This window comes from Cuniculiplasma divulgatum (genome assembly GCA_031200235.1).
In the GTDB taxonomy this organism is placed as follows: domain Archaea; phylum Thermoplasmatota; class Thermoplasmata; order Thermoplasmatales; family Thermoplasmataceae; genus UBA509.
In genome coordinates this window covers 1829982-1849769 of the sequence record CP133595.1, presented here as the reverse complement: position 1 = coordinate 1849769, position 19788 = coordinate 1829982, and the positions used below count along the sequence as shown (strand labels likewise).

Annotated in this window: 20 protein-coding genes; 4 read left to right on the top strand and 16 right to left on the bottom strand. The window is 41.7% G+C overall.

Going from position 1 to position 19788, the window contains the following annotated elements; translation table 11 throughout:
- Positions 1-31: 31 nt before the first annotated feature.
- Complete coding sequence (locus RE469_09715; protein ID WMT44465.1) at positions 32-901, bottom strand: fumarylacetoacetate hydrolase family protein; 870 nt, start codon at positions 899-901, stop codon at positions 32-34.
- 4 nt (positions 902-905) lie between these two features.
- Positions 906-1910: a galactitol-1-phosphate 5-dehydrogenase gene (locus RE469_09710; GenBank protein ID WMT44464.1), complete on the bottom strand. Its 1005-nt coding sequence runs from the start codon at positions 1908-1910 to the stop codon at positions 906-908.
- Positions 1911-2022: 112 nt separating this feature from the next.
- Here RE469_09710 and RE469_09705 point away from each other — a divergent pair, with 112 nt between their 5' ends.
- Entirely contained in the window at positions 2023-2733 is a 711-nt protein-coding gene (locus RE469_09705; GenBank protein ID WMT44463.1) for a helix-turn-helix domain-containing protein, read from the top strand.
- A 100-nt stretch (positions 2734-2833) separates the two neighbouring features.
- Positions 2834-3139 carry an L-rhamnose mutarotase gene (locus RE469_09700; protein WMT44462.1) on the top strand — a complete coding sequence of 102 codons (306 nt, stop codon included), beginning with the start codon at positions 2834-2836 and terminating at the stop codon, positions 3137-3139.
- A 132-nt stretch (positions 3140-3271) separates the two neighbouring features.
- On the opposite strand, the gene RE469_09695 is transcribed toward RE469_09700, so the two are convergent.
- Entirely contained in the window at positions 3272-4039 is a 768-nt protein-coding gene (locus RE469_09695; protein WMT44461.1) for an SDR family oxidoreductase, read from the bottom strand.
- Between the two features lie 455 nt (positions 4040-4494).
- On the opposite strand from RE469_09695, the gene RE469_09690 reads away from it, so the two are divergent.
- Positions 4495-5925 carry an APC family permease gene (locus tag RE469_09690; protein ID WMT44460.1) on the top strand — a complete coding sequence of 477 codons (1431 nt, stop codon included), beginning with the start codon at positions 4495-4497 and terminating at the stop codon, positions 5923-5925.
- Positions 5922-6869, top strand: a complete 948-nt coding sequence (locus tag RE469_09685; protein WMT44459.1) for a pyridoxal phosphate-dependent aminotransferase — start codon at positions 5922-5924, stop codon at positions 6867-6869. The genes RE469_09690 and RE469_09685 overlap by 4 nt, the downstream gene beginning before the upstream one ends.
- A gap of 19 nt (positions 6870-6888) precedes the next feature.
- On the opposite strand, the gene RE469_09680 is transcribed toward RE469_09685, so the two are convergent.
- The 13 genes from RE469_09680 to RE469_09620 form a co-directional block, all read right to left on the bottom strand.
- Positions 6889-7011 (bottom strand): hypothetical protein, encoded by a 123-nt coding sequence (locus RE469_09680; protein ID WMT44458.1) that lies wholly within the window; start codon positions 7009-7011, stop codon positions 6889-6891.
- A gap of 476 nt (positions 7012-7487) precedes the next feature.
- Entirely contained in the window at positions 7488-8255 is a 768-nt protein-coding gene (locus RE469_09675; GenBank protein WMT44457.1) for a hypothetical protein, read from the bottom strand.
- Positions 8239-9354, bottom strand: a complete 1116-nt coding sequence (locus RE469_09670; GenBank protein WMT44456.1) for an enolase C-terminal domain-like protein — start codon at positions 9352-9354, stop codon at positions 8239-8241. Before RE469_09670 ends, RE469_09675 begins: the two co-directional genes overlap by 17 nt.
- A 278-nt stretch (positions 9355-9632) precedes the next feature.
- On the bottom strand, positions 9633-10751 hold the full coding sequence (locus RE469_09665) for a glycosyltransferase (GenBank protein ID WMT44455.1): 1119 nt from the start codon (positions 10749-10751) through the stop codon (positions 9633-9635).
- A gap of 21 nt (positions 10752-10772) precedes the next feature.
- On the bottom strand, positions 10773-11792 hold the full coding sequence (locus RE469_09660) for a glycosyltransferase (GenBank protein ID WMT44454.1): 1020 nt from the start codon (positions 11790-11792) through the stop codon (positions 10773-10775).
- Positions 11793-11813: 21 nt separating this feature from the next.
- Complete coding sequence (locus tag RE469_09655) at positions 11814-12830, bottom strand: glycosyltransferase (protein WMT44453.1); 1017 nt, start codon at positions 12828-12830, stop codon at positions 11814-11816.
- A 230-nt stretch (positions 12831-13060) separates the two neighbouring features.
- Positions 13061-14107 (bottom strand): glycosyltransferase family 1 protein, encoded by a 1047-nt coding sequence (locus tag RE469_09650; protein ID WMT44452.1) that lies wholly within the window; start codon positions 14105-14107, stop codon positions 13061-13063.
- Between the two features lie 323 nt (positions 14108-14430).
- The gene (locus RE469_09645) at positions 14431-14931 is read right to left on the bottom strand and encodes an acyltransferase (protein WMT44451.1); all 501 of its coding nucleotides are present in this window, start codon (positions 14929-14931) and stop codon (positions 14431-14433) included.
- The gene (locus RE469_09640) at positions 14909-15856 is read right to left on the bottom strand and encodes a Gfo/Idh/MocA family oxidoreductase (GenBank protein ID WMT44450.1); all 948 of its coding nucleotides are present in this window, start codon (positions 15854-15856) and stop codon (positions 14909-14911) included. Before RE469_09640 ends, RE469_09645 begins: the two co-directional genes overlap by 23 nt.
- Complete coding sequence (locus tag RE469_09635; protein ID WMT44449.1) at positions 15853-16971, bottom strand: DegT/DnrJ/EryC1/StrS aminotransferase family protein; 1119 nt, start codon at positions 16969-16971, stop codon at positions 15853-15855. Before RE469_09635 ends, RE469_09640 begins: the two co-directional genes overlap by 4 nt.
- A gap of 77 nt (positions 16972-17048) precedes the next feature.
- Positions 17049-17711: an ISL3 family transposase gene (locus RE469_09630; protein WMT44448.1), complete on the bottom strand. Its 663-nt coding sequence runs from the start codon at positions 17709-17711 to the stop codon at positions 17049-17051.
- 15 nt (positions 17712-17726) lie between these two features.
- Complete coding sequence (locus RE469_09625) at positions 17727-18260, bottom strand: transposase family protein (protein WMT44447.1); 534 nt, start codon at positions 18258-18260, stop codon at positions 17727-17729.
- A 564-nt stretch (positions 18261-18824) separates the two neighbouring features.
- Positions 18825-19712, bottom strand: coding sequence for a hypothetical protein (locus tag RE469_09620; GenBank protein ID WMT44446.1), 888 nt, complete (start codon positions 19710-19712; stop codon positions 18825-18827).
- Between the last annotated feature and the right edge of the window lie 76 nt (positions 19713-19788).

Below are 19788 nucleotides of genomic sequence, written 5' to 3'. Positions count from 1 at the left end.
TCCCATATTCTGGAAACACTGGCCTTTGCATTCAGGAGAATGTGTTCTCAAGCCTGCCAAGGCCCTCTATCTCTACTGATACTCTGTCACCGCTCCTGATCCATACCCTCCTGTCCTCAGGCATCCCGAGTATCACGCCCTCAGGTGTTCCTGTGGAGATTATGTCGCCGGGATAGAGTGTCATGAATCTTGAAATGTAGCTGATGAGGTAAGAGCAGGAGAATATCATGTATGAAGTGTCAGAATCCTGCCTGATTTCCCCATTGAGCCTGGTTCTTATGGACAGCTTCTGGGGATCCCTGATCTCATCTGCAGTTGTTATGAACGGCCCGCATGGATAGAAACCATCACCCGATTTCCCAAGTAGCCACTGCGAGGTCCTGAACTGCAGATCCCTTGCGGAGACATCGTTGCCTATGAAGTAGCCGAAAACATGATCAAGGGCATCGGATTCCCTTATGTTGCTACCCTTCTTCCCAATGACTATGCCAAGTTCACCTTCGTAATCCAGCTGCCTGGTTTCCTGCGGTATTGCTATGGCATCCCCGGATCCTGCCAGGGAATTTGCATACTTGCTGAACAGCACGGGACTTTCGGGAATCCTGTCTCTGGTCTCCTCTACATGGCTCCTGTAATTAAGCCCCACGCAGATTATTTTCTGTGGCTGCATTACAACGGGCGCAAATGACATCTTTCCATCATCGATCTGGACGGATGTGGGCACATGATCTGCCAGTGCAGCGGCAGCCTGATACATTTCCGGATTCCGGATGATGTCATCTGTAACTGCACTCCCGTACTTTTCCTGAAACCCTTTAACAGAAGACATGGGAATGATTCTGTTTTCAATCTGCACAGCAGCTTCAACCTTACCGCCAATCCTGACGTTTCCTATCTTCATTGTATCAGGCCTCTGATGAGAGAATAATCTTCGAGAATGGCGCATCCGGCTTCAGCTGTTCCATGAAGGATTCGTTGCCCCTTTCCAGATCCCTCATGTCATACCAGTTGCTGTGGCTGCTGAGAAACCCTGAATTTATGAGGCCGGCTGACCTCCTGTAATCATCATCGGTGTAGCAGAATGATCCGGAAATGCTGATCTCGTTCCTGATAACCATATTTCCAGGAACATCGGCATCCGGCTCATGAAGACCCACAAACATGACCCTGCCTCCTGATTCAGCAGAATTTATGGCAAACTTCCTTGTTGCCTTCAGGCCTACAGCATCTATTACGACATCGTACTTTTCAGCAGCTGTGTTGCTGCCAACCTTTGTGGCGGAAGGATCAATGAGCATGTCTGCTCCCCAGTCCCTGCTCCATTCGCGCCTGTGCTGGTTCGTCTCTGAAACTGCTATGAATGACGCGCCAAAAAGTTTCAGGACTGCTGTTGCCATGAGCCCTATGGTTCCCGCACCAATGACCAGAGCCCGGTCGCCGGGTTCAACAAGTGATTTTCTGACCGCATGAAATGCCGTGGCAAGTGGTTCGGTCAGTGAACCGAGAAGCAGATCATCAGTCAGGTAGCATGATGATGCCGGCACAGCCACAAATTCAGCGAAGGAACCGGGAAAGTTCACGCCAATTATCTTTCTCTCAGGGCACAGCTGGCGGTCGCCCCTGCGGCAGAATCTGCACTTGCCGCATGTCACCAGCGGGTTCACTGTTACTTTTTTTCCCACCAGATACTCGTCCTCAGGCGAGTCTGCCTTAATTACTGTACCGGAAAACTCATGCCCCATGACGCTGGGTGGTTTCCTGAGTTCATTCTGGCCCACGTATGCGGACAGCTCGGAACCGCAGATGCCGGTGAATGCAACCCTCAGAAGCACCCATCCCGGCTTAAGCTCGGGCTCCGGCATTTCCCTGACCTTCATTTCCTTTATGTTTGACCATTCCAGGGCTTTCATGTAATCATTATGAGAGTTTAAAATTGCTAGATAAACGTGATCCTGAACCTGTGCGACATGTGAAAATATTTTTTCTTAGAAACATTTTAATTGCAGTGCACATTGCTAATGCATGAAGATTTCCGCCGGAAACGACAGCCGGTACATCCTGGTGCAGTTCAAGATCAGGCATGAAGGGTGCTGGTCCAACTCACTGGCTGAAACGGGAAGCATTGCACACACAATAATCATAAAGCCGTTCAAGGACAGGAATTATGTCTTCGGAGGAATAGAGGTCCAGTCTGAGTTCCTCAAGGGATTCAGGCTCTTCTACAACGGTTTCAGGCATTCCGGTTCCATAAGGGAGGTAATGCAGCTGGACGCTGTTGACAGCAGGAGAAAACTTTACAGGATCATATTCAGGGAGAAGTATGAGGACATGGTGTCCACAGTTATGTATGAGCATTCATCACTGTTCCAGAGCGATTTCATTGACGGAACAGGTGAGGAGATTGTTGCCATCCTCCCGCAGGACGATGTTCATGATGCCAGAAGGGAGCTTGAAAATCTGGGAGAGCTGTCCTATTTCAAGGTAAGGGATGTCAATATAGATGATTTCGTAGGCACGAACCTTGACCTGACCCCGCAGGAAAGGCATGCACTCCACTGGGCCCATTCTTCAGGGTACTATGAAGTGCCAAGGCAGGTGCATCTTGAGGATGTTGCTGCAAAGGTGGGGCTTTCAAAATCTGCGCTTGCTGAGGCACTGAGAAAGGCAGAGAGCAAGGTCATAACAAAGTGGGAGTCCGAACATATGTTTCTTCATGGTCTCTTCTCAAAATAACAATCAGTTTCTCTTTTTTAGCTGTATCAGAGTTCTGGCACTGATTAATGCCGTAACTGTACTGGGCAACTGTTATATGGGTGTGGCACAATTCTTCAGCATGAGGTACGCTTTTCATCTCACAATACGGCATGGCATGGAGGATGAATACGACAGGAGGCACGCAGATGTATGGGGCGACATGAAAAAAATGCTCAAGGAAGCGGGCATATCAAATTATTCAATCTTCAGGGACGGCACACATGTGTTCGGCTACTGGGAATGCGAGGACCTGGGCAGGACACTTGCAACAGTGAACAGCAGCGATGTCAATGCAAGGTGGCAGGAATACATGAATGATGTTATCATAACATCACCCTCAGAGAGAACTTCGGATGGCATGAGGGAAGTATTCCGGCTGGACTGAACCGGACTTATTCAGGGGAGAACATGTCAAAGCAATACACGTGTACTGTTTCATGTTATTACTGAAAACCTGGAAACAGAACTGGGATGGGTTATACAGTACCCATCTCCTGAAAATTATGCCGAACGCAAATCACTGGAGATTAACCAGCATTCCTCCGTCTGCAAGTAACTCAGTACCAGTGACGTAGGTATTCTGATCCGACAGCAGGAAAAGGGCAGGCTCCACCATATCCTCGGGAAGGCCAAGGCGCTTCACCGCAGTCCTGGTTTCCATGTACTTTCTCTTCTCCATGTTGGAAAGATCCTCTGCATTGATGTCAGTCAGTATGGTTCCGGGCTCAAGGCTGTTCACAAGTATTCCATGCTTTCCAAAAACTATTGCCAGTGAATGGACAAGCCCGTTCAGTCCTGACTTTGTTATGGTGTAATGCGTCTGGAATTCCCCTCCAACAATTGCGCTTATGGAACTGATGAAAAGAATACGCCCCCTGATGCCTGATGCAATCATGTTCCTGGCAGCGGCCTGGGTGATGAAATAATGGCTTTCGACGTTCACCTTCATCACCGTTTCGAAGAGCCCCATGTCGATATCGAAAAAATCCCTGAATGGGCAGATGCCGGCATTGTTGACCAGAACATCCACGTGCCCCATCTGCTTTTCAACATAATTCATCAGTGATGGAACATTCTCAACCCTGCTCTGATCAATTTTGAATTTGTAGGCCTTTCTTCCAAGTTTTTCAGCTTCCTTTACGAATGTGTCAGCTTCGCTGTCATGGGATGAGTAGGTAATGCATACATCTGCACCCTCACGTGCCAGGCCAAGAGCTATTGCCCTTCCTATTCCCCTTGATCCTCCTGTGACAAGTGCTTTTTTTCCACTGAATCGATCTGCCATGATAAACAATCTCCTGGTAAAATAAAAATTGGTGATGGTTACCCGCTCACCACTTCGATGCTCCGGAGAAATGTCTTCGTGCCAGAATTACACTTTCTAAAGTATAAACATCCATTGTGTAAGTTATCAACATATTAACAAATTTATGACCTATTAATATATCAAAATGCTTCCGAACAGGTGCGCTAATGTACCCCATCTATGTTCTAATATCCTTGAATTATAAATGCAGATACGGTCCTCCAATCAGACGGTACTATGTTGGCAATTTCTAAGAGGCTTAATAATATTATCGACCGCAAAATGCTCGGAAAAGTATATTATTGCTCAAAATTTTCTCATTGAGGTATTTTCCGGTATAATCAAACAAATAATTATAATTTTAGTGATTAAATAACGTACAGGTCTGGAATTAGATTTATATTTTTTCAATTAGTAATTCATTGAGGTGACTTATGGAGCATTATGTCAACAAAAGTAAGTTGGAGCCTAACCAGGTTTCTGTGCTTAGAGCTTCATTTTATTCATTGGCAACAATTTTGCCATTCGGAGTATTTGGATTTGCAGCAATAGGTGTAATTTCATTCACGCCCTTTGCTGTGGAAGCTTTTTTAGTTGGATTCTTAGTTACACTAGTATCTATAGGAATAGCTATACCATTTAGTAAGCGAATCTCAAATGCAGGTGGGTGGGCTGCATATGCGGCTGCTGGAGCAGGAAAGCAGATAGGGTATCTTACAGGATGGGCTTATGCAGGTGGATATACTGTTAGTACGGGCGCACTGGCCGCGACAACAGGTTATTTGACTTCTGTTTTTGTATCATATTTTTATAACGTCACATTGCCACTATATCTTATCTATATCATAGATATTTCAGTAATTTTAGTTGCCTATTTCATAGTTCGGCTGAAGGTAAAGCTGATGACTTACGTTGGTGCTATCATTGGAGCCATAGAGGTGGGTTCAGCTATTATTATTGCTATTTCCATAATCGTTCTAATGGGCGGGCATAATTCCTTTCAACCTTTATCGTTCCCCAAAATAAGCGCACTACCTGCTTTCTTTGTAGGATTTATCGTCGGTGCATTGGGAAGTTATTCAGGGTACGGTGTGATTCTAACCTTATCAGAGGAGTCTAGAATACCTAAAAGAAATGTTGCAAAGGCTTTGCTGCTTACTGTGATAACTGCCGCTGTTGTCTTCATTCTTGGAACATATGCAATAGTTGCGGGTTGGGGTTTCTCAAATTTATCATCATTAGTTTCACTTACTGCACCAGGCTACACGGTTATAGGAAAATATTTAGGAAAAACTATGGCAATATATGCTTTAGTCTTGCTTTTAATTGCAGATTATGGCACTGCCATCGGCCTAATGGGTGCGGCCTCAAGGGTATATTATTCCCTCGGGAGAGATCGTATAATTCCTCAATGGTTTTCCAAACTAAATAAGGGAGATGTCCCAGGTAATAGCTCTTTACTGATTGCACTAGTGGGGCTAGTTCTTTCACTTGGACTAACGCAGATGTTCGTATTTTTATATGGTGCGGTGGAAGGTGTATTTTATGGCGTAGCTGTGCTTGGTCTCTTTGGGACTTTCGTCTTCATATTCTATCACATCACGACATCAATTTCTATGCCCATTTATTTCAAGAAGATTGACCAGTTCAAATATTATTATATAATTCTACCTGTTATAGCAATTGTTGTGTTTTTGATTATTCTTTATTATTCGCTTTTAGGTATTGCAATGCCCCTCTTGATCATGCCTATAGCGGTAGTAGTCTGGCTAGTACTTGGCTACATTTTGATCAGAAGAAATGTGAAACTTTACAACATAAAAGAATTTAAGCTGGACCAACTAGAAGAAGGTAACGTAAAATGATAGGGTTTGAAACTGGTTCGTGGATTCACTCCCATACTGGAAAATACGATCTCTCTCAGAGTGGAATGTATGGAAGGATATCTCTTGAAAAATACTTCGATGTTAAATCATTAGTTTCAGAAGGAGATCTGAAGGAATCTATAGCAAGTATAAACAATTGTGACAAATCTCAGGTGGTAATAACCCACGGGGCTACTGAAGCATTTTTTACTTCTATCTATCACATATATGAGACTGGAATCAGAAGCAGCCTGACAAATCTTCCTGATTACGAACCACTTTATAAATTGCCTCCTCATCTAGGTTATACCTCCAAAGACTCTGGCTTATTCATTACTAGTAACCCCAATAATCCTACTGGTGACCTATTACAGATACCTGAGGGTTATTCAGCTTATTTGATCGACGAAACTTTTCTTATGTTTTCCTCCAATTTAGATGCTTTACATTACCCTGCCAACACTTATCGTATTAACACATTTACTAAATTTTTTGGTGGGGATGACTTGCGAGTTGGATACATTATCGCACCAAGTAGAGAGGATGCTGAGGCTATAGAGAACCTAAGAGGAATATTTACAGAGTATGTATCCAGGTATAATATTTCTGTTGCATACCAAATAATGAGCGATTTGGATTCAATTGTTCAAGAAGTTAGAGAGATTCAGGCTCAAAATTATAGCTTTCTTATTAATAACAAAAGTGATTTGAGGTTCTATTTAGATAGAAAACCTAGATTAGGAACGGTCTCGTTCATAGACTACTCAAAATATTCTGAAATTGATTCTTTTACTCTTTCCGAGCTTCTTTTTAAAAAGTCAATATCTGTCGTTCCTGCCAAATTTTTTGGGATTTCTGGCCCTTACATCCGCGTTTGCTATTCCCGCAGCGATTTTTCCGTTTCTTTTAATAAACTAATTGATTTCTTAAACGGCATTTTATAGCGTCCCGAAAGTTGTGTATTTATAAAGGATACCTCTTCTGGAACCTTTTCCTGATCTCATCCTGGCATTTATAGAATCCCCCCAGAGATCTGAGAGAGCATTTCTCATTTATCTCAGCCACCCTGAGATAGATCATCTTCACGGCGCTCTCCTCCGATGAGAAAGAACGAAGAAATATTACGGCCGTTCATGAAATGCATATTATTGGTATTATAGAAACATCAAATGAACGCCATTATAGTCGGTGTAACACTATCAGATGACCTTTTATTTGGGTTTTCTATGGTTTATCGACCCTTGGGTGGTTCCTGGAGGCATCCTTTCATTTTTCATGAAACTTCTCTCATGATCCTAGTAATAGGTCTAGGAATTACACAAAATTCGGTACACTATCCTTAAACCCTTCATAACAGCTAGAATCCTTTATGGATTAAGATTAGGAATGAAACCGATCCTATTTGCCTAGAGGATCCACTGGCGTAATTATATAATCATTCGTGGACGACGCTTCATATAGAGTAAAACTCCAGAAAATTAAAAATCTTAAACCAATTATAGGCACATTATCTAAAACTTAGAATCAAAAAAGTTTGAAAAAATATTTCTCACTGCACTCGACTAAAACTCCAGCCCGTCAATCTCCGGATCGTATGCAGAGAGGAATGTGCCTTTTCCACTGAATCTTGAATATGCATCCAGGCATTCCAGGGTATTTTCAGCTATGCCTATGGGTATGTTCTCCTCCAGGTTCCTCCTCTTGAATGAGCAGTCCGAGAAAATGACGTTACCTGACCTGGTTGAAATCTGGAAAGCAAGTGATGAACGGTGGTGGCATCCCACCCACATGACTGCAAGACCAGGGGCTATGCTGTAAGGGTACACGCTGTCAAACAATATAACGCGGTTCCACGCGTCAAACATCAGATGGCGCAGATTCTGTTCGGGGATGAAAAGGTTTCTTGACTGATGTTTCCTGACACGCGGTGCCACAATATCCTCCGTCCATCCTCTCCTGTCCAGGTAGATTTTCGCATTCTGGAAAAGAGGAATCCCTCCTGTTGTGTAATCCTGCAGGGGCGTGAAGGAAATGCCATTAACATCAGAAGGTTCCACGCCAAGGCGTTTCAGTTCCCTGGTGATGTCAATGGACCTGAAAATGCAGCGTTCTCCTCCAAAATCCACCATGGCCCTGTTTCTCTCGCTGAGATCGGATGGTAGCCCTGTGTTGATGAGAAAATTCATGTTTTTGTTCCGCAGCAGGAGTGCGTGAAATGAAAGCTTCTCCCACTGATTCCAGCCCTCCATCCAGAATACCTCAGGAGCAGGCACTTCGGATTCGCCGGTCTTGATTACATTGATGCTGAATGTATTATTTTCCACCGTCATATTCAACTCCAAAGCCGGGCCTTTCAGGCAGTGTGATGTAACCGTTCTTCGGGTGCGGAATTCCGGTCATGTGCTGTTCCATCCATTCCCTGTACCTGGTGAGGTACTCTGCCAGAGGGGTAATGGCCTGCGGTTCGGATATGATGAAATGCAGGTTATATACATTTCCTGCATGGGGAATGACCTGGGCACCATAGGATTCTGCAAGCCCCGCTATCTTCTTCATGCTGGTGAGCCCGCCTGTCCACATGGTGTCAGGCTGGAGTATCCGTATGCCCGCATCAAGAAGCTTCTTCATGTCATGAACATGGTAATGGTGTTCCCCCGCAGATATGGGCGTTTCCACATTCCTGACCAGTGTTTTGAACCCTTCGAAATCATCAGGATGGAGCGGCTCCTCAACCCATGCAAGATCATACTTTTCCAGCTTCTTGAGCATTCTCACCGCGAAGTTATAGGTCCACGACATCCAGGCATCCGCAGCAAGTTCAATATTGTAGCCAACCTGATCCCTTACGGCTTTGACCAGTTCCTCGTTCTTCTCCATTGCGTTTGGATCTGCCGGCCCTGAGCTGAAACGCATCTTCATAACCCTGTATCCCTCTTCGACATACTCCTGGGCTTCCTTCTGCAGTTCTTTCAGGGGGAGAGGGTGAAGGTGGCTGGCGTATGCTTTGATCTTACCCCTTGTCTTTCCTCCGAGGAGATCATATACCGGGACTTTCAGGTGCCTTGCGTAGAGGTCATACATCATGAGGTTGATCACGCTGATTGCATGCATGGAGACTCCGGCCCTCCCCAGGGGAAGCGAATAACGGTAGAGAAAGTCCCATGCCATGCCGATCTCTGAGGCATCCCAGTTTTCGATCTTCCTGAATAATGTAAGGGCGTAATCCGCCACAAGGGAAGAGGTGTTGAAATAGGAACTGGAACCGTCATCTGCAGTCATTTTCAGGATTGCTACATTGTCAATCATCGCAGCTTCTGTCGGGGATTTCTCTCCGAGGATGTCAAGGTAGTAGTCTGTTGGCTTTACATAGGGGTAGAGAGGCTGATTCACCTTGTCTCGTGCTATAATCTCAAATTTTGAAATCTTCATAACAATCAGATAAAAAGATATGAATTAATTTATAACAATATTTCCGGAATGGTTCGGATTATACCGCTTTGTTTTCATCAGCCGCTACTTTTTTAATTTTCTGCATTTTTATTATGTCTATGCCTAATTTATGATCCCACTATTTCTACACAAGTAACTTTATGATGAATTCTTGATTGATTCTTGAAGAGAGCACTTATAGATGTTGATTGCTATATGTCACTCTCTATGATAATGAACCTAGGATGGCAAACATTGGGCGGCACATCAATATGTCATTACCTCTTTACCTCATATTTCTTCAATATTATCTCTTCCGGATCAATGCTTCCCTCGGCTTTTAAGATATTTTCATACAGTTCTCTGGCGTTAGTTGACATCTTCTTGAGACCTTCGCGATCAGCAGCTAATTTGTCAATGTTCTCACCGAACTTGTCAGGATGACTCACTACAACAGAGCTAGAAATATCGAATCCTTCTAGTCCTCTTATGCCCACGGGGGTGCTCAGTATCGGCAGGCCATGGGCAAGATAGTCGATCATCTTCACATTCCTGCCACTTCCTTCTGTGACCGGATTTAACGCAAGAAAACACCTGCTCATGATCTCGTCCTTAGTTGGCCCATCTACGGTACCATGATATATCAGATTTTTTGGCTTATGTCTCCTTGTGCTGCGAACGCTACCTATGATCTCGAATTTGTACTTCGGATATTTCTGTGCCAGATCATATATTCTATCCAGTGCAGAATTATTTGGGGAGTAAACGGAACCAATGAAAACTATGCAGTTTGAATCTGAGCCTTTCCACCCTGCTGAGGCAATGTCTATCAAATGAGGTGTGAAATATAATTTTTTTTCTTCAACATGGTAAATGTCAATAAAACTCTTCATATCTTTCTTGGTGACAGAAAAAACAATATCCGCCCTTTGCAGCAGGTCTCCTTCCACTTTCTTGCATTCATCCTGGTATACGTTTCCATCCCTCAGATTATATTCAACATTGTGGGCATCGTAGACAACAAGTTTGTCCTTAATCTTGTCTCTCACCAGCGGATACTGCCACGGCCCCTCAAAAATAATCACTTCAGAGCTGCGAACCAGTTCATATAATCTTCGAAGATACTTCCTTCTCACGTATTTGCCTCTGGAAATGTAAATTTCGAGAGACCGGTTTCCCAGAAACAATGATAATCCGGTCAGAATTAGCGATCTGTATTGTTCTGAATTTCCAGACTTTGCATCCCTGAAAATAGCCCCACCGCATGAGATTAACGTACGTTTCAAATTCCTGATAACTGAGTGACATCTGAGAGAATATGCACTTGAATATTCCGGAATCAAAGGACCATGACATATTTGGACCACTGAGAAATCATTCTTTTTATGCTCCTGCATATATATTACTCCAATAATAGGCTACTCCATTATTCTTTTGTACACTTTCAGGGAATTAAGAGCAAGATTATCTATTGAATATTTCATTGAATACGATACTAATTCCTCCTTTTTTTTCTTGCGATTTAGCAGTTTTTTAACAAAGTCTGAACTAAAATCTTCGTTCCTGACATAAAAGGCAAAATCACCCATAGTTTCATGAAAAATCTCCAGATCGCTCACTATTACGTTTGTCCCGCATGCAAGCGCTTCGAGAGGAGGCAATCCAAAACCTTCATTATCCGTAAGAAACAGAAAAAAATCAGCAGAACTGATATTAGACCTTATGGATTCAATATTCATTTCACCCATAAAATGAATGTTTTTGGCTCCAGCGCTCAGTTTTTGTATTCTGTTACGGACACCGCTCCAGGCATTATCAGGACCAATGTGATAGAACTCAATATCTGGATCATTTGAAAGAGCTTTCACAGCGATGTCAACTCTCTTTCGCGGATTGAAGTCGCTGACCATAACAATGCTTATTTTATTGTCCGGAAATTTCTTCGCTTCCTTGGTGGGATAAAAAATATCATGGTCAATCGCATGTGGCACAACAAATAACCTGCCTTCATCCATATCCACGCACGAGAGAAACTGTTTCATGCTGGTGTTGGAAGACAGTAATAGATACTGGGTGTGGAGAACTCTTCGCATTGTCAAGGCAAACGAGGTCTTCTGAAGGTAACTTTTCAGGTAAATATCACGGTTGAGAAATGGGATGACATCATGTACAGTAACCAGATTGGTACCTCTCACAATTGCACTGGGGGAAAGGGAATGAGATACTGCTGTGTTGGACCTCTTGAAATTTGAAGTGAGATACTGGGAGAGGAAACCGAGCATTGGTTTTCCCGCGAAAGAAATTTCACTCTTCTTGATGGGTATTTTTCTGTATGGCAGTCCAGTCCTGTCCATGCCTTTAAGGAAATTGGTTACATAAGTTTTGGTGCCGCTTGGCGTCGATATCTCCGGATAAATTATTGTTATCCTATCCGACATCTCGCCTAACATCTTTTACTCTTATAAAACGGATAACTTAAGCCTTTCCAAGGAAATCAGGAAAATCATTGACAAGCGTCCGGATATTATTCTAATAAGATACGCAAAGACAAGAAGCATTGTTGAGGAAATGGAGTTAAAATTGTTGAGAGGCATATTCCTAATTAATTCTGATATAATGCTTTTATTTTCCACATCATAGTCAGTGGTACTGTATATTGTCAGAATTATTTTTATCTTGGCAATAATCCAATCAAAGTAAGTGCTGATCTCCAGACCATTGCCCATAGCTTTGTAAATTTCATGCGATGAAAGGTATCTTCTATAGATTTCGATCTTTTGATCCTTTCCGTTTTCTATATTGTTGAGTCTTTCCCCGATTATATCTGGCCGTCTGCGGTATAAAGTCAGGGGAGTGTCTTCTATAAGTATTCTTGTTAAACTAACAGCAAACGCGTAAAACCAGAAATAATCCACCATCCACTTCCCCCTGCTCAAGTAATCAAGGTATGGCACAACTAAGCTCTTTCTGATGGATATGCAGCTGCTGTTGAATGGGGCTCCCAGCGAAGCCAGATGCTGAAAGTTAACAGACCCTCTTTTGGCAGGTAATTCAGAATATTCCTTTATCTTTTGAACGGCATAGTAGTGTCTCAGCTCCTTATAGCCGTGAATTATGTTCCCTGAGAAATCAACACTTTTGTGGCCGTTGTGAAAATATCCCAATAAATCATCATGGTCGAACTTCTCCTTTACGTAACTGAGCTTGTTGCTGACCCACATGTCATCATCGTCGAGGAAACAGAGCACATCTCCCTTGGATGCTTCAATAGCCTCAGCCCATTTCCCGCCCGGATCATCCCTGTCCGAATAAATTATTTTAACTCTGGGATTATTTTCAAATTCTCGTAACTCTTTCAGTTTTGTGTCCGCTACAACCAGAATCTCATATTTATCTCTGTCAAGATCCTGATTTAATACGCTTCTTATGGCTTCTACAACAACTGGTCTATGATGGGAAGCAATCAGTGCAGACAAGAAGCAGTCACTCAACTCTTTATCTTTCAGCTAATGAACTGGTCCTGATAAATTTTGCCGACCGTAAAGAAAAATAGTGTATAACTACTGAATGTTTTCTATTGAAGGTGTACATTCACAATGAGTTGATCCATTTTTAGAGCAAGTCCGTTCCTTTCCCGCTTACAAAAAAATGGAAGTATACTAACAGTTCAGATATTACCCTCTGAGATAGAATTTGCCCGTTGAAATCAAAACCCGTCTAGCTCCAATTCACTATATAAGGCGCAGACATCAGATTTGAAGCGTTCCAAAGAATAACGCTCAGATTTCTTAATCCCTTTTTTAGCAAGGTGTTCACTATTAGCTATGGCTTCTTGTATAGCTTTGGCCAGTTTTACAGGAGAAGGATCAACCAGCACTGCTGCATCACCTGCTGTTTCACGGAATATTTCTATATCCGAAGCAACAGAAGGCAGGCCAACAGTCATTGCTTCTGCCAGAGGGTAGCCAAAACCCTCGTCCAGGGATGGGAACAGCAATGCGTCGCATGCATTAAATATCATATTCAACTTCTCATCATCTACGTTAGTAAAAGAATAACATCTATCAACTGGCTTACCAACCCTTACCAAGGCAAAATCATTTCCCAGCACATTCATAGTCTCAACAACGGCCTTAAGATTCTTCCTTGGGTCCTGCGAGGAAACACTTAAAACAAGAATCTTGTTATCTGGCAATCCCAGGTAATTCCGGGTACTGGATTTATTCTCCAATTTTTTGAAAGAGCTTGAAACCGGAGGATATATTGTTGTTGTTTTCCCTGAGGCTCCCAGTGCATCTAATTGCTTTTGCACATGATTTGAATCCGTAACTATTCTATCTGCTGAAATAATATCTTTTAAGTTTTGTTTAAGGATCTTTTCAATTTTATTATTGCCAAATTCTCTGTTCAGCCCGAAAAGATCGTGAACTGTGAAAATATATCTGTTTTCAAGGTTAATCCATGGAATTAACTGTGATGAGTAGTGCAATACAGTTTCTTTAGATATTTTATCCTTCACCCACTTTTTAGGCATCCTTAACGAAATAGCAGGAAACCTGTGGTTAAAATACCATCCATTCCCTACCTTCACAATTGGAGTGAACACCATTACATTGCCTGGGTAGTTAGAAGGATTAATCGAATAATCCAATCTTAAGGAGAATAATTCAGAGTTTGTAGCCTTTGCAAGGTACTGTGCGTATCTGCCCAGACCTGAAAATTTTGTAGACTCATTAATTATCGCTGTTTTCATCTCGTTCGAACACGCCATACCGATTTTCCCCTTAAAAATTTGAAATCATTTTTTTCAATTCTCATATTTTATCACTTCGATGCTTTCCAATTGAATCTTTCCCTTACAACTGGATAATCAACTGGGGAATTCCCTGATAAATTTTCCTGAAAGAAGATAACCATTGAATGAATGCGAGATGCGTTCAATGTATCTCGTAAATGCATTCTCAATACCTTTGGATGCTTCATGATGATGCCTGAACTCATAGTGTCATATATTGCCTATATTAATTAAGTTGCGAAAAGATTCAAATCTTATGTCTGTAGTCTTGCGCATGTTTTTCAACGTGTTAATTTGGATTTGGATTTCTCTGCACTTATTGTATTTCGCTTGCCCTGCAGCCGGGGTCTGGCTGGATTTCCTGTCACAACTGTTCCTGGCTGCACATCTTTGGTAACAATGGTGCCGGCGCCAATCATGCTGTGCTTTCCAATATTTATTCCCGGTAGGATAACGGAACCCGCTCCAATTGAAACATGATCCTCTACATTCGTACGAAGAAGTTGCCATTCCTCTCCTATCTTGGGATATTTATCATTAGTAAATGTTACATTTGGACCTATGAAAACATAATCGCCTATTGTCACACCGGTTGGAATGAATGTAAAGGGGCGAATCTTAACGAAATTACCTATAACAACATCTTCTTCAATGTAAACGAAAGAATCAATCTTACTGTTGGACCCTATTTTACATTTATAAAGGTCAACAAAATCATGTATTACGGTACTTTCGCCGATGTCACACTCGAATATTGATCTAAACCTTCTTTGATCGTTCAATTTCCTCAACTCGCTTAATTGCCTCGATTTCTTTGATTATTAAAGCACCAAGATGTGCCGAATTTATTTTTATTTTCTTCTCAGCAATACACTCAACGAAGTTCTTTATTTCTGCAAGAATTGTATTATTTGGTTCCATAACTATTTCCTGTTGCTTTCCAGATCTGTAGAGCCAGCCATTTTGAGCTACAGGATTAAACACAATTGTACCAGTTTTGCCTTGAATTTCAATCTGCCTAGTTGTTTTATGGCTTGATAGACTGATTCTTACATTAATGTAAACATTGTTTCCGTAGTACAGTAAGACATCAGAACTCTTGTTGACAGTTTCCCCGATACCATCTCTTTTAGTTGAAACACTAACAATTTCTCTTGGCCAGCTTCCAAGAATAAAGTTAATCATATCAAGGATATGTGGCATCAGGTCCCAAATGACATCTTCATTGGATGAACTGGGACTCGGTGAGATATGATCCCAAATGAATGATAGATGGACTACATTTCCGATCGTATCGTCATCTAACAATTTCTTGATCTCCACCATTGCATTAGAGAACCTGAAAATATTCCCGACCTGAAAGACTAGACCCTTTGCTAGTGCGATTTCTAGAAGTCTGAAGGCATCATCCGAATTTGTTGTTATCGGCTTTTCAACAAGGACGTTCACATTTTTTTCCATTGCTTTCATAATTATTTCGAAATGTGTGGCATTTGGAGAGCAAATATGTACCCCATCAACTCTGTCCAGGAGATCATCAATACTGCTCGCTATTTCCAGGTTGCTAATGCCTTTGAATTTATCCGTCATGCTGTTTTCATTATCGTAAAGGACCAAACCATCAATTAGGTTGTCAGATAACAGTGAGATATATTCCGAGACGACTTTTTTTCCCCAGTAACCAATTCCAATAATTCCTATTTTCAATAATTTTCACCGAGAAAATCTCTTGTGACTTCAATCACATATTCCAGTTCTTCATCAGTAATGTCATTATATATCGGCAGGCTAACATTTTCACTGGCCCATTTTTCGGTGTTTTCTAATGAAAAATGATATTGCCCCATATTCTCGACATATGGCACCTGAAGATGGACGGGAATCGGGTAATGAATTCCAGTTTCGATATTTTTAGACTTCAGGTAATTAATCAATTTTTCTCTCTGTTTTATCCTGACCGAATATATATGCCAAGACGACTTGATATCATCACTGTCGGCGGGGGGTAGACCTATTTTCTCAAAAGTCTCAAAACGCTTATGATAGATTGTTGCTACTTGCTTTCTCCTCTTATTCCATGAATCTAGAAGATGTAGCTGAACATTTCCTATTGATGCGTTAACTGAGTTTAGCCTAAAATTGTAACCCATCACGTCATTTTTATATCTATTCTCCTTGGAACTCCCTTGATTCCTCAAAATTCGAATACTTTCGGCTAACTCTTCATTATTTGTGGTTACCATGCCGCCATCACCACCAACAGTCATATTCTTGGAACTATAGAAAGAAAATGCACCAAGTTCTCCAAAACTTCCTGCTTTCTTGTTCTTGAATGTAGCTCCATGTGCCTGACAGGCATCCTCAACTACTGGAATTCCAAAGTCAGACGCGACTTCTAAAATGGGACCTAATTCTCCAGTCCTTCCATATAAATGCACAGGGAGAATTGCCTTAATCTTTTGCCCATATTTCTTGATTGCAGTTATAAGCTGCTGTAATGAAATGGTGGTATCATGGTTATTTATATCAAGAAAAATTGGTTTAGCTCCAGTTTGACTTATTGCATTAGCAGTTGCTATAAATGTTGCAGATTGTGTCAAAACTAGGTCATTTTCGCCAATGCCTAGAGACTTTAATGACAAGAACAGTGCAGCTGTTCCGCTATTCACGGCAACTGCATGCTTTGTTCCTACATATTCAGCAAAATTGTTCTCAAACTCAGTTACTGATTTTCCCCCAACAAGCCTATCATTGCGGAGACATTCAATTGCTGCATTAATCATCGTTTCATTAATGACGGGTCTAGAAAACGGCACTTTCACGGCATGTCAACATTCTGCCGCTTATTAATTTTATGGTTCTTCCCACTTTTTTGGGGACGTATATTTCTTCATAGAAATTAGAACCCCATGTCCAGATTGCCACAGTGGAAGTATATTGCAGTTTTCAGATTTTCTTTATTCCGGTAACCATAGGCCATCTTCTGGACTGTTGCAATCTTTGAGTTGATGCCTTCTGCTATTGCGTTGGTTATATGATGTTTGAAAAACGAAAGTATTCCGTAAAGGTAGTGCTTCATCATCTTTGCAACTCTGGCCACAGGTGCCAGTCTGGAATGCAGTGCCCACATGTACCAGTCATTCCAGAATGATCTGGCCTCCTCCTCTGTGGACGACTGCCAGAGATTCCTGAGATTCTCCTTTATGGCATAGGCCCTTGCAGTTTTCAGATCGGATTTCTTCAGCAGTTCAAATCTTTCCCTGTATCTTTCAGGCAGATTCTCCTGAGAATATGTCCAAATGTACCTTGATCTTTTAAGCAGATCCTTTGCCTCTGCAGTTCTTGACTCGGATCTCCGAACATCGTCCACAGCTGAATTCATGTGCTTCATTATGTGGAATCGATCGAATATGATCTTTGATTCTGCATCATTCACATGTGATTTGGTGGATGCTATGTACGGGTCCCACATGTCCATGGATACTGCCTTGATACAGGATGCCTTATCTCCAATGCTCCTGTAATACTGATCAAGGGATGATTCTTTACGATCGAATTCCACATGATCCACCCCGGATCAATCCCGATCGTATATTATGGTCATGTAGTGGTGGTTCTTTCCATACGATTTTTCATCTATGCCCATGCGTTCCGGCACGGATGATTTTCTTGCAAGGCCTCTTTCCACTGCTCTCCCCATGATGCCATGTGCCATATTCCACGTTATTCCCAGAATCATGGATGAATTCATGATATCCATGTTCCTAATGATTCCCAGTGCCAGGGATTCGAAACGCATTGAGAACCTGGAATGTTTCGCTGACCATGGAACTGTGACCTGCAGTTTTTCATGTTCAATACAGTTCACCCTGGGTATTCTGGCATGAATATAGACCTGGTATATACCACTGTCAAGATCCCGCCATATCCTCTCTTTCACATGGTCAGAGATACAGTATTCCTTACTGCAGACAGGACACTGCCATCTGCAGTTCTCCTCATGATCAAGATAGGCGTCAAGCCTGAGGCTGTCTGGAGAGAGTGTGATCCTTGAAACAAACCATGGTTTGGTGATTGAGTACAGATCTTCAACAAGTTTCCTGTCATCCATGGCAATGAAATGGAACACCCATTATTATTCTATCCCCAATATTGTAGGATGAACCAATTTTATTTCATATGCCCGTATATCCTAAGATAAGTGTATTAATAATGTGATAATGTATATTTGACTTTTCTCTAAATTAGCGAAATTTTTATTCATATCACGTAGGTATCCGTTTCATACCAAATAAAAAAATCCTAATAATTGTGACAAACTGCCGAAGAAATAAGGCGCAGAAGCATTCTTCGTGAAGGCCGTGAGAATATTTGGAACAAGGGCAAAGGTGGATTTCCCCTAGGGATTCTCAAGAAGGACCGTGTATTTACTAGTTTATGAATGAACCTATCAGACGCCTGACCTCACTAACCACTTTAGAGTGGCTCACAGACGATACCCTGGAACTCATTCATGATATGGGTCATTTGAACGGTTTCACTTCTATCATAATCATCTTAATGTGGCACTGGCCAGTACGTATTTGGAAACAGTGGTGCCAGGGCAGATTCAATAATCAAAGAGATTCCAAAGTTCTAAATTTGGATAGGGTAAGTATTGCATTGGCTGTTTTCATTAAGAATAACTGATGAATGGACTTGAGATCTGTTCCAGAATATCCAACGTAACCGAATCCATGTCTTGTAGAGGAAAGGATTTATCTTCATCAAAGTATTGTTTCATAACGGAACTGATATAATTTTTTTCATCTTGGGAAATTTCAGACGCGGATAGGCGGGACTTTATATCTTGTGGATTTAACGTTATATATCCTTTCCGCCCGTAAATTAAAGTCATAGCTATGTATTGCAGACTTCTTATTGTCCATTTAACTCCTAATAGGCCGTCTCTCCAGCCTTGATGTTTGAAAAAGACATACAGTGAATATGTTGCCCTCGTTATCAAGTCCCACCTAATTGATTCTTGGGCAGTATATCTCTTGGCTTTTCGGTGCCATTCCTGCCAATCTTCCTGACTAAAGTTACTTATATCTCCATTTATTTTAACACAATCTTTAACAGAACCAAAGAGGCCTTCGTGAACCCGCCCAATATAGAAAAAATATCTTTTATCATATAATTTTTGCCCATATTTAGTGGTCATCATCATTTTATATGAACCAATGTACATGTTCACCCTAACGCAATAAAGCCTGAATCTGAAGTCCAAATTTTCGAGCGTATTTATCAGGGTGTCGTCCACCAGTTCGTCTGAATCTATCACGAAAATATGTGTGGTATTTGCATAATATGCGCCTAGATTACGTAGATAAGCATAGTTTTGTGATTTTGAATAAATTATTTTCAGGTTTTCATTAGGCGCCAAATCCTCTTTACTGTTAGTAACTATAACGATATGTTCAGTAACTTCCAAAAGTCTGTTTAGCGATTTAATTGCACTGATTTTCGAATTAGTTATTATTACCGCAGATAGTCCTGTCTTTAACCCCTGTGCTATAGCCAACCTTAAGATAATTATGTTATGTTTAAAAATTTATGCCGCACTGCATTTGTGCACTCTTTCTTACTTACGGAAATGA